This is a genomic window from Chryseobacterium sp. Tr-659 (genome assembly GCF_011752975.1).
GTDB lineage: Bacteria > Bacteroidota > Bacteroidia > Flavobacteriales > Weeksellaceae > Chryseobacterium.
The window spans coordinates 23,749-38,819 of the sequence record NZ_VWWP01000008.1 but is presented as its reverse complement, the minus strand read 5'-3'; the positions used below and the strand labels follow the sequence as shown (position 1 = coordinate 38,819).

Annotated in this window: 14 protein-coding genes; 11 read left to right on the top strand and 3 right to left on the bottom strand. The window is 36.5% G+C overall.

The genetic code is table 11. The features are described 5' to 3' along the window. The first annotated feature begins 230 nt into the window (after nt 1–230). Nucleotides 231–2,372, top strand: a complete 2,142-nt coding sequence (locus tag F3J23_RS16570) for a M3 family metallopeptidase (protein ID WP_167031532.1) — start codon at nt 231–233, stop codon at nt 2,370–2,372. Nucleotides 2,373–2,542: 170 nt separating this feature from the next. Continuing rightward, on the top strand, nt 2,543–2,920 hold the full coding sequence (locus F3J23_RS16565) for a YchJ family protein (RefSeq protein ID WP_167031529.1): 378 nt from the start codon (nt 2,543–2,545) through the stop codon (nt 2,918–2,920). A 122-nt stretch (nt 2,921–3,042) separates the two neighbouring features. Here the strand turns inward: F3J23_RS16565 and F3J23_RS16560 are convergent, their stop codons facing one another. Both F3J23_RS16560 and F3J23_RS16555 read right to left on the bottom strand, forming a co-directional pair. Further along, nucleotides 3,043–3,543, bottom strand: a complete 501-nt coding sequence (locus F3J23_RS16560; protein ID WP_167031526.1) for a peptidylprolyl isomerase — start codon at nt 3,541–3,543, stop codon at nt 3,043–3,045. 116 nt (nt 3,544–3,659) lie between these two features. Then, nucleotides 3,660–3,911 (bottom strand): VF530 family DNA-binding protein, encoded by a 252-nt coding sequence (locus F3J23_RS16555; RefSeq protein WP_167031523.1) that lies wholly within the window; start codon nt 3,909–3,911, stop codon nt 3,660–3,662. Nucleotides 3,912–4,035: 124 nt separating this feature from the next. On the opposite strand from F3J23_RS16555, the gene F3J23_RS16550 reads away from it, so the two are divergent. The 9 genes from F3J23_RS16550 to F3J23_RS16510 all read left to right on the top strand — a co-directional run bounded on the left by F3J23_RS16550 (nt 4,036) and on the right by F3J23_RS16510 (nt 13,984). Further along, a complete protein-coding gene (locus F3J23_RS16550; protein ID WP_167031520.1) occupies nt 4,036–4,188 on the top strand; it encodes a hypothetical protein in 153 nt (50 codons plus the stop codon). 229 nt (nt 4,189–4,417) lie between these two features. Beyond that, nucleotides 4,418–5,623, top strand: coding sequence for an exonuclease SbcCD subunit D (locus F3J23_RS16545; protein ID WP_167031517.1), 1,206 nt, complete (start codon nt 4,418–4,420; stop codon nt 5,621–5,623). Between the two features lie 3 nt (nt 5,624–5,626). Beyond that, nucleotides 5,627–8,662 (top strand): AAA family ATPase, encoded by a 3,036-nt coding sequence (locus tag F3J23_RS16540; protein WP_167031514.1) that lies wholly within the window; start codon nt 5,627–5,629, stop codon nt 8,660–8,662. Nucleotides 8,663–8,719: 57 nt separating this feature from the next. Further along, nucleotides 8,720–9,808 carry a sensor histidine kinase gene (locus F3J23_RS21755; RefSeq protein WP_167031511.1) on the top strand — a complete coding sequence of 363 codons (1,089 nt, stop codon included), beginning with the start codon at nt 8,720–8,722 and terminating at the stop codon, nt 9,806–9,808. 4 nt (nt 9,809–9,812) lie between these two features. Continuing rightward, a complete protein-coding gene (locus F3J23_RS16530) occupies nt 9,813–10,487 on the top strand; it encodes a LytR/AlgR family response regulator transcription factor (RefSeq protein ID WP_167031508.1) in 675 nt (224 codons plus the stop codon). Between the two features lie 372 nt (nt 10,488–10,859). After that, nucleotides 10,860–11,612: an intradiol ring-cleavage dioxygenase gene (locus F3J23_RS16525; RefSeq protein ID WP_228455364.1), complete on the top strand. Its 753-nt coding sequence runs from the start codon at nt 10,860–10,862 to the stop codon at nt 11,610–11,612. A gap of 131 nt (nt 11,613–11,743) precedes the next feature. Beyond that, nucleotides 11,744–12,388: a hypothetical protein gene (locus tag F3J23_RS16520; RefSeq protein ID WP_167031505.1), complete on the top strand. Its 645-nt coding sequence runs from the start codon at nt 11,744–11,746 to the stop codon at nt 12,386–12,388. Between the two features lie 20 nt (nt 12,389–12,408). Beyond that, nucleotides 12,409–13,452, top strand: a complete 1,044-nt coding sequence (locus tag F3J23_RS16515) for a T9SS type A sorting domain-containing protein (protein ID WP_167031502.1) — start codon at nt 12,409–12,411, stop codon at nt 13,450–13,452. Nucleotides 13,453–13,486: 34 nt separating this feature from the next. Continuing rightward, nucleotides 13,487–13,984 (top strand): hypothetical protein, encoded by a 498-nt coding sequence (locus F3J23_RS16510; protein ID WP_167031499.1) that lies wholly within the window; start codon nt 13,487–13,489, stop codon nt 13,982–13,984. A 54-nt stretch (nt 13,985–14,038) separates the two neighbouring features. Here the strand turns inward: F3J23_RS16510 and F3J23_RS16505 are convergent, their stop codons facing one another. Beyond that, the gene (locus F3J23_RS16505) at nt 14,039–15,064 is read right to left on the bottom strand and encodes an LLM class flavin-dependent oxidoreductase (protein WP_167031496.1); all 1,026 of its coding nucleotides are present in this window, start codon (nt 15,062–15,064) and stop codon (nt 14,039–14,041) included. Nucleotides 15,065–15,071: the final 7 nt, after the last annotated feature.

The window sequence follows — 15,071 nt, the reverse complement described above, 5'->3', positions numbered from 1 at the left end:
ATTCTTTTTGATTTCTTATTTAAATGACAACTAATTTATAAAAAATATTACATTAGTCCTGAAAATACCACTATGCTCTACAATACAAATTTCCGGAAGTATTTTATAACTCTCATTCTGTTCAACTTATTGGAAAACATCTATTGAATTCTTTCATATAAATACATCAGCTGAAATACATTTTATGAGACAAGTTTTTAATATCTTTATACTTTAATAACAACTATTTTATGAAGAATATTTCATCGGTATTATTAATTTCTGCTTTGGCGTTCAATCAATCTTGTACTACAATGAAACAAACCGATATTCAACAGGAACTTCCTGCACCTGATCCATCTTTATCTTCAAATCCTTTCATGAAGAAAAGCAAGCTTCAATATGAAGCTCCGGAATTTGACAAAATCAAAAATGAGCATTTTAAACCTGCTTTTGATTATGGTTTAAAACAACACGAAGCTGAGATCATAAAAATTGCCAACAACCCGGCTGCTCCTACTTTTGAAAATACAATCGTAGCACTGGAAAAAAGCGGCGAGGTTTTAAGAAGAGCACAGATTGTATTTTCAAACCTTACCAGCGCAAATACCAATCCTACTTTACAGGCTTTGGATGAAGAATATGCTCCAATCTTTGCTGCGCATTCTGATAAATTATTTCTGAATGAAAATCTTTATAAAAGAATACAATCTATTAAAGAAGATGGTTTAGATCCTGAAAGCAAGAGGCTGGTACAATTTTACAAACAGAATTTTGAAATTGCCGGGGCTAATCTTTCCGCCGCAGATAAAGAAAAGTTAAAGCAGATCAATCAGGAACTGGCTTCACTTTCTACCCAATATTCTAATAAATTGCTGGAAGCAAGAAAGCAGGGCGGTGTATTCTTCTCTGATGCAAAAGAACTTGACGGTCTTTCTGCTGATGAAATTGCGGCAGCAGCAGCGGATGCTAAAACGGCAGGACAACCTGGAAAATACCTTCTGGCTTTACAAAATACAACGCAACAACCTCTTTTGCAGAACCTGAAAAACAGAGCGACAAGAGAAAAACTCTTCAAAGCTTCATGGACAAGGGCTGAAAAAGGGGATGCCAACGATACAAGATCAACCATTGAAAGCCTGGCTAAACTGAGACTGAAAAAAGCTCAGATTTTAGGGAAAAAGAACTTCGCAGAATGGAAACTTCAGGATCAGATGGCTAAAACACCTGAAGCAGCTACTCAACTGATGAATAAGATTGCTACTCCGGCTGTGGAAACAGCAAGAAGAGAAGCAAAAGATATTCAGGATCTTATTGATCAGCAGAAAGGAGGTTTCAAAGTAGAACCTTGGGACTGGAATTTCTATGCTGAACAAGTAAGAAAAGCTAAATTTGATCTTGATGAAAGTGAAATAAAACCTTATTTCGAGATCACTACTGTTCTGGAAAAAGGCGTTTTCTTTGCTGCGGAAAAATTCTACGGACTGACTTTCAAAAAAAGAACAGATCTTCCAGTTTATCATCCTGATGTAGTTACTTATGAAGTTTTTGATCATGATGGTAAATCTATTGCGATCTATTATCTGGATTTCTACACCAGAGATTCTAAAAATGGGGGTGCCTGGATGAGTAATTTCGTTGAACAGTCTTATTTACTGGGAACAAAACCTGTAATTGTAAACTGCTATAATTATCAGAAGCCGGCTCCGGGAAAACCTTCATTAATCAGCTATGATGATGTATCAACGATATTCCATGAGTTTGGCCACTCTATTCATGGAATGTTTGCAAGCCAGAAATATCCTTCTCTTTCAGGAACTAATGTACCGAGAGACTTCGTAGAGTTCCCTTCACAAATCAATGAGCACTGGGCTTTAGATCCTGTTGTTCTGAAGAATTATGCAGTTCATTACGAAACAAAACAGCCGATTCCTCAGACTTTGGTAGAAAAAATTAAAAAAGCAGCAACCTTTAATCAGGGGTATATGACCACGGAATTGGTTTCTGCTGCTGAATTGGATATGGATTGGCATACCGTGAGCAATGAGAGTCAGCTTATCCCGGTTTTAGATTTTGAAAAGCAATCATTAGCTAACCACGGATTCAATCTGGCCACTGTTCCCCCAAGATACCATACTCCTTATTTCGCGCACATCTGGGGTGGTGGATATTCAGCTGGATATTATGCTTACTTATGGTCTGAAACATTGGATAACGATGCATGGGAATGGATCAGCAAAAATGGAGGCTTAACCAGAGAAAACGGTGACCGTTTCAGAAAATATATTCTTTCTGTAGGAAATTCTGTAGATCTTAACCAGGCATTCAGAGATTTCACGGGACATGATCCGGATATCAAACCTTTATTAAGAAACAGAGGATTTATTAAATAAATGAGGAGAAGCATTCTTTAGAGTGCTTCTTTTTTTGTGATTTATTATCTTATCCTGTTTTTATGTTTCGGCTAAAGCTATGGATATATTTCTTTAATTTTTTAAATAGGTTAAAGCCCATTCCTATTGAGATTTGTTACTTTTGTGGTTCAAAATTTAAAATCAAATATATGGATTGTCCGTGCTGCTCAGGAAAAAGCTATGAAGAATGCTGCCAACCTTATCATACAGGAGAAAAACATGCTCCTACAGCTGAAGCCTTAATGCGTTCAAGGTTCTCTGCATTTGCTATTCCAAACGGTGAATATCTGATGGAGACTACCCTGCCGGGAAAAAGGAAGTATCACAATAAAGAAGATCTTCAGGAATGGGGCGAGATCAACCAATGGACAAAACTGGAAATTATTCGGACTCCAGCCTTAAATCATGTAGAATTTAAAGCATATTATACAGATCAGGATGGCCATCCTCAGATCCATCATGAGTTTTCTATCTTTCAGAAAATACATGAACGCTGGTATTATGTGTCAGGTGAATTTTTAGATTAACCAGATGAAGAATACGATGTGAAGTAAGAATATTAATAAATCACCCCGTCAAAAATTTTTTGAATTTTTATAATTTTGATATATAAAAAATGTCCGGAAAAACCGGACATTTATTGTATTGTTTAGTGAGCGTCAGTTCCGTCAATTCCGTGAGCATGCCCATGTGATAACTCTTCTTCCGTTGCTGGACGTGTGTTTAAAATCTCCACCTGGAAATCTAACACTTTCCCTGCCATCGGGTGGTTAAGGTCTGCAACTACAACTTCCGGTGTAATTTCTACCACAAAAGCCTGGAAATTATTCCCTTGGTTATCAGATAGAGGTAAAATTGCTCCAACAGGTGGAAGCCCAGATTCTTTAAACATCTCAACCGGTAATTGTGCAATTGCATCCGGCTGTCTTTCTCCATAAGCTTCTTCAGGCTGAATCACAAAAGCAGCTTTATCACCAGCTTTCAACCCAAGGATATTTTGTTCAAATTTTGGAATCATCATTCCCACACCGTACAAAAATGTAAGTGGATTTTCTGTTGTTGTTTCTTCTACAAGAATCTTACTTCCATCTTCTTCGATTGTGTGAAGTATATACTTTACAGATACAACATGATTGTTTTCAATTGTCATATTTTTCTTTTTTTTCGTGATTTTCATTCACGATTAATGGTACAAATATACTGTTTTTGAAATGATTGTTCGGACGAAAGTCATAAAAGGCAGTATATCCAGCCAATAGCCGCTTTTTATATTCCTTTTGTTTTTTCGTCTCTTTTTTTCTGTCTCAGTACAAAAAGATATAAACTCTCTACTTTTGTTCTTGCCCACGGTGTTTTCCTTAAAAATTTAAGAGAAGAACTAATACTCGGATTATCTGTAAAACATTTTATGTTGATTTCTTCGCCCAGCTTCTCAAACCCTTGATAATATTCTACTAATTCTTCAAGGATCGCATCAAGTCTTTTTCCGTGTAAGGGATCTTTGGACTGTTGTTCCATTTCTTTTTTCTGTAAAATTAATTTATTATAAGTTTATATGAAAATCCTCAGCACTTCTTCCCTTTTTGTTTCTTATTTTTGAAGAGGCGTTTTTTACCAATACAAATTATTCGTTACAAAAATTATGAGCAAAAACAACGAAGCAAACAGAAAGAAAAATAAAAAGAAAATTGATCAGAAAAAACGTAAAATACAAAATGCAGAAGCGGAAAGAAAATTACGTTTGAAGAAAATCCGGGAAGACTTCAAAGCAAAAGAAGCCGAACAAAAACAATAAAAATCGTATTTTACTCAAACCATCCGGTTTTTAATCGTTCGATTTAAAAAGACAAATAGCAGTATGATACAATCAATATTGTTCGAAAGTTTTGTCTGAATTAAGGGAAACCTTATTTTTAAAAATTATGTATTTTCTATATTTACACTTTAATATTTGCAAATAATTCTCTACGAAGCAAGTTGAGAATTACTTTGCATACCTCTTTTTTAATTCTGAAACTTAAATTATGAAAATCCTCCACACTGCCGACTGGCATTTGGGAAAAAGACTGGACCGCTTTTCGCGTATGGAAGAGCAGATTATGGTAATGGAAGAGATCATTGGTATTGCTGATGAGGTTCAAGCTGATCTTATCCTTGTAGCTGGGGATCTTTTTGACAATTTTAATCCGGGAGTGGAAGCCGTTGAACTTTTTTATAAAACCCTGAAACGCTTATCTCTGAATGGTAAACGTCCGGTTATTGCTATTTCGGGAAACCATGATTCACCGAATATGATCAATGCTCCGGATCCTCTCGCCCGGGAATGCGGAATTATTTTAATAGGTCATCCAAAAGCTGAAATTACTCCTTTTGGAACTGAATATTTCAAGATCCTGAACTCAAAAGAAGGTTTTATAGAACTCAAAATCGAAAACATCGACTTTCCTGTAAGAATTCTTCATACTCCATACGCAAATGAGATCCGTTTAAAAGAATACTTTGGTGAAAATAAAGAGGAAGAGATCAATAAAGTTCTTTCGGGAACATGGAAAAATCTTGCAGATCAATTTTGTGATGAACAGGGGGTCAATCTTCTGACAGCTCATTTGTATATGAATAAAAGAGGAAATGAGATATTGGAAGAACCGGAAGGTGAAAAACCTATCAAGATCGGAAATGCGGATCTGATTTTTTCTGATATCATTCCGGACCAGATCCAATATACAGCGTTAGGACATCTGCACAGCTTTCAGAATATCGGAACTAAAGATAAACCTGTGGTATATTCATCTTCTCCATTATGTTATAGTTTCAGTGAGGCCGGACAAACCAAATATGTTTCCATCCTTGATGCAGAACCCGGAAAAAGGGTTTCTTATGAAAAAAAAGCGTTACAGAGTGGAAGGGTCTTAGTGAGAAAAACATTCGCTTCTGTTGAAAGCGCTGTTCAATGGCTGAATGAAAATCCGAATACTTTTATAGAGCTGACCTTGGAGAGTGAGACTTTTCTAACAGCAGACGAAAGAAGATTGATCTATCAGTCACATGACGGGATCGTTCACCTCATCCCAAAGGTTAGAAGTAAAGAATCTACAGAACAACAAAGCCAGGAAATTAATTTAAATCAGAATATAGAAGTTTTATTTAAAGATTATTTTAAATCTAAAAACGGCGGTCAGGAGGCCAATGAAGAATTGATGAATTTGTTTAACGAAATTTTAAATACCTAACGCATGATTCCTATTCAATTAACAATCGAAGGGCTGTATTCTTACCAGGAACGTCAGACCATTGATTTCAGAAATCTTACTGAAGCAGGACTATTTGGTATTTTTGGTGCCGTAGGGTCCGGGAAGTCATCTATTTTAGAAGCCATTTCTTTTGCTTTATATGGTGAAACGGAGCGTCTGAACATGCGTGATAAGAGAGCTTACAATATGATGAATTTAAAATCAAACAGTTCATATATTGAGTTTGATTTTATGAATTATGAAAATAAGATGTTCCGTGCAACCCGTGATTTTAAAAGGAATTCAAAAAAGTTTGAAGACGTAAAACCGAATGTGGTTACTTTTTATGAAAATATAAATAATAAATGGATTCCTCTGGAGCATTCAAATGCGGAGGCTATTATCGGCCTAAGTTATTCCAACTTTAAACGAACGATCATCATTCCACAGGGACAATTCAAAGAGTTTCTCGAACTTGGTGCTGCAGAAAGAACCAATATGATGAAGGAAATCTTCAACCTTCAGAAATATGATCTTCAGAATAATGTATCCACGCTTCATATAAGAAACAGATCTGAGCTGGATCAGCTTGAGGGCCAGCTAAAGGGATTTGAAGAGATCAGTGAAGAAAAAATCAGGGTACAAAAAGAATATCTTACCGAAGAACAAAAGAAACTGGCTGAATCTACAGTCAAGTTTGAAAAGGCTTCCCATACATATCAACAACTGAAAAATTTAAAAAGTGATTTTGAAAGTTTAAAACAGAACAAGGAAAAATTCCTGATATTTTCTGAGGAGAAAACTAAAATAGATGCTTTGGAAGTTCAGACTGAGCAGTACGATCTCGTTTTCAGAGTTTTCAATCCTTTGATCATTGAAAAAGATAAGCTGTCAAAAGAGATTACGGGCAAACGGGATGAAAAGGATGCCCAGGTCAAAACGCTTCAGGATACTGAAAAGTCTTTCAATATCATAAAGGAGCAGCTTGCAGTATTGGAACCACAGTTTAAGGCACTTGAACAATCCAGAATACAGGAAAATGATCTGAATCTCATCATTCAGATCCTCAGGTTTTCTGAAGAGATTAAAGTTTTGAATGAAAGAACACAAAAAGGCTCTGAAAAGGTAAAGGAGGTGACTGCACACAAAGAAACAATCCAGAAAAAGATTGATGACTTATCTAAAAATGCAGGTATTTTAAAGGCTCAAAAAATAGATTCTTCTTTACTTTCTAACGTTGGAAACTGGTTCATTCAACAGAAAAATTTCACGAAATCATCTCAGGAACAAACGGAAAAAATTGAAAAGCATCAGAAACAGATTGAAGAAATTTCAGGTGAACTGAAACCTTTCAATATCAGTGAACATTTCAGAGAAGATTTTCAAATAAAAAAGACCGCCTTAGACAAGGCTAAAAAAGAACTTTCCAAAAAATTTGATCATCTTAAAATTCAGAAAGAACTTTCCCGTTTTGCCAGCGAACTTCATGACGGGGAAAACTGTCCTCTATGTGGGTCTAAGGAACATCCGCACATCATTGAATTTCACGATGTCAATTCAGAACTGCTGGAAATTCAGGAAAAAATAACGGCTAATGAACAGGAAATTCTAAGGATTCAAAAACAGGAAGCCGAGATTGATAGAATCCTGGATCGTAAAAGGATCTTTGAAGAACAACTCTTATCGGAGCAAAAAACTCTGCTTCAAATTCAGGGAAATATTGAAACTCATCTTCAACAGTTCACCTGGAAACAGTTCAGCCCGGATCGTGAAGATGAATTTGAGAGGAAAAGATCAGATTCTTTTGCTTTGGAAAAAAAACTTGAAGAACTGGACCGAAATATTGCTATACAAAGGGAAACCCTGGAAAAAGAAACCCAACTTCTCGAAAAGTTTAAAAATGCACTGGAGGCTATCAGATTAGATGAGGCTGCCAAGCAGGAGCAAATCAATATCAGCATTGCCGGCATTAAAATTCTCAACTGGGATCAATATCAAATAAAAAACATTGCGGAAGTTGAAGAGTCTTACAGGAAGCTCTCCCTTTTGAATGCAGAGACTGAGCAGAATTATCAGAAAGCACTGGATCATGAGAAAATTCTCTCTCCAAAATTAGCAGAACAAAAAGCGATTGTAAGCCAGACAGAAAAACGGATCGCTGAACTCGGTAAGGATATTTCCGGCAATGAAAAAGCAATAGCTGAAGCTTTAGCAGAACAAAAATTCATAATTTTTAAAGAGGTTGAGGATCTATTGCTTCAGGAAATCAATATTGAAAAAAACAGAAATGAAATTCAAAAATTCAGAATTGATTTTGAAACCTTAAAGAAATTTATTCAGGAACAGGAATTAAAACTTAAAGATCTCTCCTTTGATGATGAACAGTTTTCTTCGGCTGAAAAACACTTTACGGAAGCCCAGGCTGAGCTGAAACTTGTCAATGATTCTGTAGTTAAAATGAATTCAGAAATAGAACGCCTGGAAAAAGAATATATTAAAAAAGAAAAACTTCTGCAGGAACTCACAAAGCTCCAGAAACGTTCACAAAATCTAAAGGTGATGATGAACCTGTTTAAGGGAGCCGGTTTTGTACAATATGTTTCTTCTATTTATTTAAGGCAGCTTTGCGATCACGCCAATATACGTTTCCATAGAATGACCAGAAACCAGCTGAGTCTGCAGCTGAACGAAAATAATGATTTTGAAATCATCGATTACCTCAATGAAGGCAGAAGCAGAAGTATAAAAACACTTTCTGGCGGACAGGCTTTCCAGGTGTCCCTAAGCCTTGCTTTAGCCTTAGCTGAAAGCGTTCAGGCCAATGCGCAGGCAGATAAAAACTTTTTCTTTATTGACGAAGGTTTCGGAACTCAGGACACGGAATCCGTTAATATTGTATTTGAAACGCTTACCCATCTAATGAAAGAAAACAGAATCGTAGGAATTATTTCGCATGTAGAAGAATTGAAAGAAAAGATTCCGATGGCGCTTAATGTTGTCAAAGAGGAAGAAAGAGGAAGTTTGATTCAGGTTATCTAAAATATTACTACATTTTATTACATTTGAATGAAAAAATATTTCTGATTCATTGATTACGTGAAAAAAATATGGCCACATATCGTACTAATCCTTCTGCTCTTAACAATTCCGATTGTTTCTTCGCCGGATTTTGACGGAACATTGTCGGTGTTCAGGGTATCTCCCTTTCAGAGAGAATTTATCCGCTTTGTAATGGTGGTTGTCTTTTTTTATCTGAATTTAAATGTGTTCCTGCCTAAATTTTACAGCAAAAAGAAATATTTGTTATTTACTGTATGTGGATTGATCTGTTTCGGAATCATGGTTTTTGTTCCCAATTATCTAACTTCCGGAAATAATATTTCTACCCATCCTTTTCCCACAAAAATAGAACCGCCTTCCGTAAGACCTCCCGGAAATATGCCACCGCCTCCTATGGGTGGAAGACATTTCCCTGAAAACCATGACCATAGAAATACCGTTTCATACGGCCAGATGATCTTCTCTTCCCTCCTCCCGTTTTTGTTTTCGTTTCTTTCCTCTCTTTTCATTTTTAAGAACATTGAGAAAAAAGAACTGGAACGCTCCAAAGCCAAAGCAGAATTATTAAGCTTAAAATATCAGCTACAACCTCATTTTCTATTTAATATTTTAAATTCTATTTATTCCTTGGCCTTATTCAAATCTGATGATGCTCCGAATGGAATTTTAAAATTATCCAATGTCATGCGCTATGTGGTACAGGAAAGCAGTAAAGACCTTGTTACACTTGGTAAAGAGATTGAATATTTAAAGGATTATATTGCTCTTCAGCTGATAAGAACAGACAGCAGCTTAGACTTTTCTTATACAGAAATCGGGGAATCGGAAGAGCTGGAGATTGCACCGTTTATTCTGGTTAACTTTATTGAAAACGCTTTTAAATACGGATTTAATGCGGAAGAAAACTCAAAAATATCAGTACAAGTGATTATCCAGAATAGTATTTTACACTTTACCGTTTTTAATAACATAGTTAATCACCCTATTACGGATGAAAACAGTTTAAAAATCGGAATGAAAAATACCCTTGAACATTTACAGCAGATGTATCCCGGGAAGCATTCACTGAATACCCATAACAATGGCAAAACCTATGAAGTGGATTTAAAAATTAATTTAATCTGAACGTATGATAAAAGCTATTGCTCTTGACGATGAGATTCTCGCTTTAAAAATCATTGAGAATTATGCCGGAAAAATTGAAAACCTCTCTCTTGAGAAAATTTTCAATACACAGAGTGATGCCCAAAAATACCTTAACAAATTCCCCGTTGATCTTATTTTTTTAGATATTGAAATGCCCTCCAAAAACGGAATGGATTTCTATAAAAATATTTCCCAAAACACAAAAGTGATTTTTACAACAGCATATTCAGAATATGCTGTGGATGCTTTCAACATCAATGCCGTTGATTATCTTTTAAAACCTTTTTCTTTCGACAGATTTAAAGCCGCTGTTGACAAGGTAAAAATCAATGTTGAAAATGATAACATAAAATCCCTTTCCATACGCGCAGACTATAAACTTCATAAAATTAATTTCCATGACATTCTTCTGATTGAAGGTCTGGATGACTATATCCAGATTCATTTAACCAATCATTCTACCATTACAGCACGATCTTCTATGAAAAACATCCTGGAAAAGCTTCCTGAGAAAGATTTTGTAAGGGTTCACCGCTCTTATATTGTTCCTGTAAATAATATCAGAACTATTGTCAACCGTAATATTCATATTGAAGACTTCATCATTCCCATTGGAGAAACGTATAAAGATTTTGTGATGAAAATTGTGAATAAATAATAATCTTCCAGGATCTTAATATTTCTTAAAAACTTCTCATTTACCGACACATTTTATTCGTTTACCTCATAAATTTTTCCTTATTGTCTTTTGAAGATACTTTTGAGATAAGAAATCCAAGAAGATGAGAAACTTACACTCATAATCTTTTCAAAAAACCTGAATCCGGGTTAAGAAAAGTTGAGAAGAAAATGGGGCCGAAAGTTACTATTGAGCACATAATGCCTGATGGCTATTATCAAATTTAACGAGTGACCTCAAAAAGGTCAGTTGAACAAAGCCTTAAGTGTTCCTTTCAGTTCAATAACTTCTATCTTCTCATTCCTGGTTTCACAACTTATTTTAAAACATTAATCTTAAAAAACCTGTATTATGAAAACAATGAATAGAAAAGGCTTTCTGAAAAGCCTTGGTTTAGCAGGAGTAACAGCCGTTGCCGCTCCTCTTTTGATCCATTGCGGAAGTGATGATGACAGTATTGCAGGATCATCTACTGTATCCTCAGGATCGGGATCTGGTACCGGTTCATCTTCCACGGGATGCTCTGTTACCAATTCGGAAACCGAAGGTCCGTTTCCTACAAAATCACCCTCGGGATTAGTTCAGAGTAATATTGTGAGTGACCGTACCGGTGTTCCTCTTACAATTACCATCACCATTCAGAATGTGAATGCAGGCTGTACTGCTTTACAAGGAGCAATCGTAGATATCTGGCATTGTGATAAGGATGGAAATTATTCGGAATATGGCGGAACAGGAATGCAGTCTGCCAACTATACTTCTGTTCATTTTTTAAGAGGCAGGCAAACCACAGATTCTAACGGATTGGTGGGCTTCACTTCAATTTTTCCGGGTTGGTATAATGGAAGAGCCACTCATATCCATGTTCATATTTATAATTCTTCCGGGCAATCACTGCTCGTTACCCAAATTGCATTTCAGGAAGGTAGTGACAGTGCAGTGGCTCAGGTAGCGGCAAGCACTGGATACAAAGGAATGACCGGATACACATATAATACAAATGACAATGTATTCAGTGATGGAACCTCAAATGAAATGTCCAGTATTTCAGGAAGCGTAAGCGGAGGTTTCACACTGATTCACACTATAAAAGTTTCTGCTTAAAATCAGAGAGATTGTATCAATTATTATCAGTTTCCATCAAAGCTCAGGTCTCAAGCAGCCATCTATCCAAAGTGTTAAAGTCAAAAGCAGTGCATTGACCTGTGCTTAATGGAAGTATTAAATCTTAGAATATGTTAGTTCAAACCCCGTCAAAAATATTAAAAACCGATTTCAGAATCTGGAATGAAGGTGAGAAAAATATGATCACTACCATTATGAATGATGAGAGAACCAATGCACTCATCAGTGTAAAGGAAGTGATCCTGGATATTGAAGGAGAACTGAGGCTTGGTTTTGACAAAGAAAGAACACTTCTGATTCTTCCTCTTTACGGAGAAATCATTATCACAGATTTTTACGAAACTCTCTCAGCCGGAACTTCTCTTACCATAAACAGCGAAGTAGGAAAAGAAATTGTCATCAAAAATCTGGTGTATCATGACAAGGCCGATCTCCTGATCTTTGAATTTGAAAAACAGGAAAATATAAGGAGTAATCCTAAAAATGAGTTGGATTTTACTCTAAGAAACAATTCATTCAACATTTCAAAAACACTACACCAGCCCAATTTTATTGGCCTTTATAATGGCCGGGCTGAAGGATTCTACGCTTTGAAAGATCCGGAAAAAGCAATATTTGCAATGGTGGTCAACGGAGCTTTTGAATTTCAGAACCGATTAATGGAAACCCGTGATGCCATTATACTTTGGACACTTTCTGAACTGGAATTTGAAGCCTTGAGTGAAGAAGCAATTCTTCTTTTTATTGAAGTTTAACATGATAAACAACCTTAAATATGGACAGAAAATTATTTTTGAAAAAAGGGTTAGGCCTGGCTGGAATCGCAGCTGTAGCTCCCGTAATGCTGCGCTCAAAGAATATCCCTGATACTTCTGCTAAAACTTTAGGAAAAAACAGGAATGTTTTAGTTTGTACGGTAACCAATTCTGAAACTGAAGGGCCATTTCCCACCATAACACCGGCCAATTATGTAAGAACCAATATTATAGGAGACAGAACCGGAGTTGCTTTCACCATGAATATCTATATTATGAATACAAATGCCAATTGTAACGCTTATCAGGGAGTTTTTGTAGATGTATGGCATTGTGATAAAGATGGCAATTATTCTCAGTATGGGGGTACGGGCATGCAACCCACCAACTACACAGCCTATAATTTTCTGAGAGGCAGGCAAACCACCAATGCTGCCGGGATGGTAACATTCACCAGTATTTTCCCGGGCTGGTACAATGGAAGAGCCACCCATATCCACATTCATGTTTATAAAGCCGACGGAACTTCGCTTTTAGTTACCCAAATTGCTTTTCCCGAAGGCAATACCAGCAGTAATGCGGTATACAATGTAAATGTTAACGGGACATCCTATGGCTACACAAAAGGAATGAACGGCTATACATACAATGCGAATGATAATGTTTTTTCAGATGGAACCAGCAATGAAATGTCTGTGGTAACAGGCTCTCTTTCCGGAGGCTATACATTAACCCACACTATTTATGTGGCAGGATCATCAGCGCTGGCTGCTCTTGAAGTATCAGAGAATAGCTTTAAGGTGGAACAAAATTATCCCAATCCTTTTCGGGGTGAAACCGTTTTTCCGATAACCCTGAAGTCATCTTCAAAAGTGAGTATAGAGCTTTATGATCTCAGCGGAAAAAAGATAACTACAGTTATTAATGGCCAGAAACTTTCCTCAGGGCTTCAAAAAATAACGTTATCCGGAAATCAGCTTCAACCCGGAATGTATATGGCTAAAATATATATTGAAAATTCCAGCGGGAGTTTTCATGAGATGATGAAAATTCTGGTAGAATAATGAGATTCTACTGTTCAAAAGACATTTTAAAACTATGAAAAAAATAAGGCTTGCTTTCCGTATCATTATTGATCAGACCTCTGAAATGATCTGGGATCGCTATGTTTTTGATGATACTTATTTTGAATATAAAATTCAGCATCAGGTTTTTGATGACCAGCAAAATCCTACAAAGAATTATTGGGAACTCTTGCAGAAAAACCCGAATGCAAAGCAAATTCCATTTTTATTAAGCGGAGCAGCAAGTAATTATGTATCTCAATTGGGAGGAGTGATCAGAAGCTTACCAGATGTACTGGGAAATACATTTTTCCCGTTTGATCACTTCAGGCTTGATCTGGTTTCCTCTCACCTTGAAGATACTTCCAAACATAAAATAGGACTTACTTTTTTCACTCCTGAACTTTTGCTGATTGACATTATCGACAACAAATATCTTTTAAGTAATGATATTGGCAGGGAAAATGGATTTGATACTTATATGCTTCCGTTTCATCCTCAAATTGCTATTGCTTATTATCAGGAAATATAATTTTTGTGACTTTATAAAGAAACCGCTGCCGGAAATCCGGCAGCGGTTTTTATTTTATAAGTTCTTGATGGCAGGCTTCACTTCATTTCCAAAAAGCTCAACAGACTTCATCATTATATCGTGGGAAGGATCTCCTACATCCATATGCCCGATAAATCTGGTGATTCCAAAAATCTCTTTCATATAAGCAATTTTATCTGCTACTTCTGCCGGGCTTCCTATAAATAGAGCTCCATCTTTGTTTCTTCCACCATCATACTGCATTTTGGTATAAGGAGCCCAGCCTCTTGATGCTCCTATCCTATCCATCTGAGATTTATAATTATTGAAATATCCATCCACTATTTTCTGATCGTCACTTACAAAAGTATGAGAATGGATGGCAATCTGCATCTTGGAGATATCATGCCCTGCTTTCTGATATTCCTGTTTATAGAATTCTATCAGGTTTCTGAATTGGATAGGCATTCCTCCGATAATAGCTACCACCAAAGGCATTCCTAATTTTGCAGCACTTAAAACAGATTGAGGTGTTCCTCCTACTGCTCTCCAGATGGAAAGTTTTCCGTCATTTTTTGCTCTTGGATAAACTGTCTGATTCTGCATAGGTGCACGAAGTTTCCCAGACCATGTTACGTTTTCTTCAGAATTGATTTTCAGCAACAGCTCAAGTTTTTCATCGAAAAGCTCTTCATAGTCATTTAAAGAATATCCATATAAGGGAAATGATTCAATGAAGCTTCCTCTTCCCACAAATATTTCTGCTCGCCCATCTGAGATCAGATCCAGAGTTGAAAAGTCTTCATATACTTTTACCGGCTCTGAAGAACTTAAAACGGTAACTCCACTTGCCAGTTTTATATTTTTTGTAATACTTGCTGCTGCTGCCAGAACGATTTCCGGAGAAGAAACAGCATAATCCGGACGGTGATGTTCTCCCATTGCAAAAACATCCAGCCCTACCTCATCCATCAGCTTCACCTGTTCCAGTATTTCACGGATCTTGGTTCCTGCATCTCTATATTTTCCGGTTGACTGGTCAAAAGCCAGATCTCCGAACATTCCTATTCCTAATTCCATATTGTTG

What these genes read in the sequence shown, in the direction of transcription:
- F3J23_RS16555 (WP_167031523.1), bottom strand. Translation starts at nt 3,911, where the DNA reads ATGGAACAACAGTCCAAAGATCCCTTACACGGAAAAAGACTTGATGCG.
- F3J23_RS16530 (WP_167031508.1), top strand. Translation starts at nt 9,813, where the DNA reads ATGATAAAAGCTATTGCTCTTGACGATGAGATTCTCGCTTTAAAAATC.
- F3J23_RS16520 (WP_167031505.1), top strand. Translation starts at nt 11,744, where the DNA reads ATGTTAGTTCAAACCCCGTCAAAAATATTAAAAACCGATTTCAGAATC.
- F3J23_RS16510 (WP_167031499.1), top strand. Translation starts at nt 13,487, where the DNA reads ATGAAAAAAATAAGGCTTGCTTTCCGTATCATTATTGATCAGACCTCT.
- F3J23_RS16540 (WP_167031514.1), top strand. Translation starts at nt 5,627, where the DNA reads ATGATTCCTATTCAATTAACAATCGAAGGGCTGTATTCTTACCAGGAA.
- F3J23_RS16565 (WP_167031529.1), top strand. Translation starts at nt 2,543, where the DNA reads ATGGATTGTCCGTGCTGCTCAGGAAAAAGCTATGAAGAATGCTGCCAA.
- F3J23_RS16525 (WP_228455364.1), top strand. Translation starts at nt 10,860, where the DNA reads ATGAAAACAATGAATAGAAAAGGCTTTCTGAAAAGCCTTGGTTTAGCA.
- F3J23_RS16505 (WP_167031496.1), bottom strand. Translation starts at nt 15,064, where the DNA reads ATGGAATTAGGAATAGGAATGTTCGGAGATCTGGCTTTTGACCAGTCA.
- F3J23_RS16545 (WP_167031517.1), top strand. Translation starts at nt 4,418, where the DNA reads ATGAAAATCCTCCACACTGCCGACTGGCATTTGGGAAAAAGACTGGAC.
- F3J23_RS16560 (WP_167031526.1), bottom strand. Translation starts at nt 3,543, where the DNA reads ATGACAATTGAAAACAATCATGTTGTATCTGTAAAGTATATACTTCAC.
- F3J23_RS16570 (WP_167031532.1), top strand. Translation starts at nt 231, where the DNA reads ATGAAGAATATTTCATCGGTATTATTAATTTCTGCTTTGGCGTTCAAT.
- F3J23_RS16550 (WP_167031520.1), top strand. Translation starts at nt 4,036, where the DNA reads ATGAGCAAAAACAACGAAGCAAACAGAAAGAAAAATAAAAAGAAAATT.
- F3J23_RS16515 (WP_167031502.1), top strand. Translation starts at nt 12,409, where the DNA reads ATGGACAGAAAATTATTTTTGAAAAAAGGGTTAGGCCTGGCTGGAATC.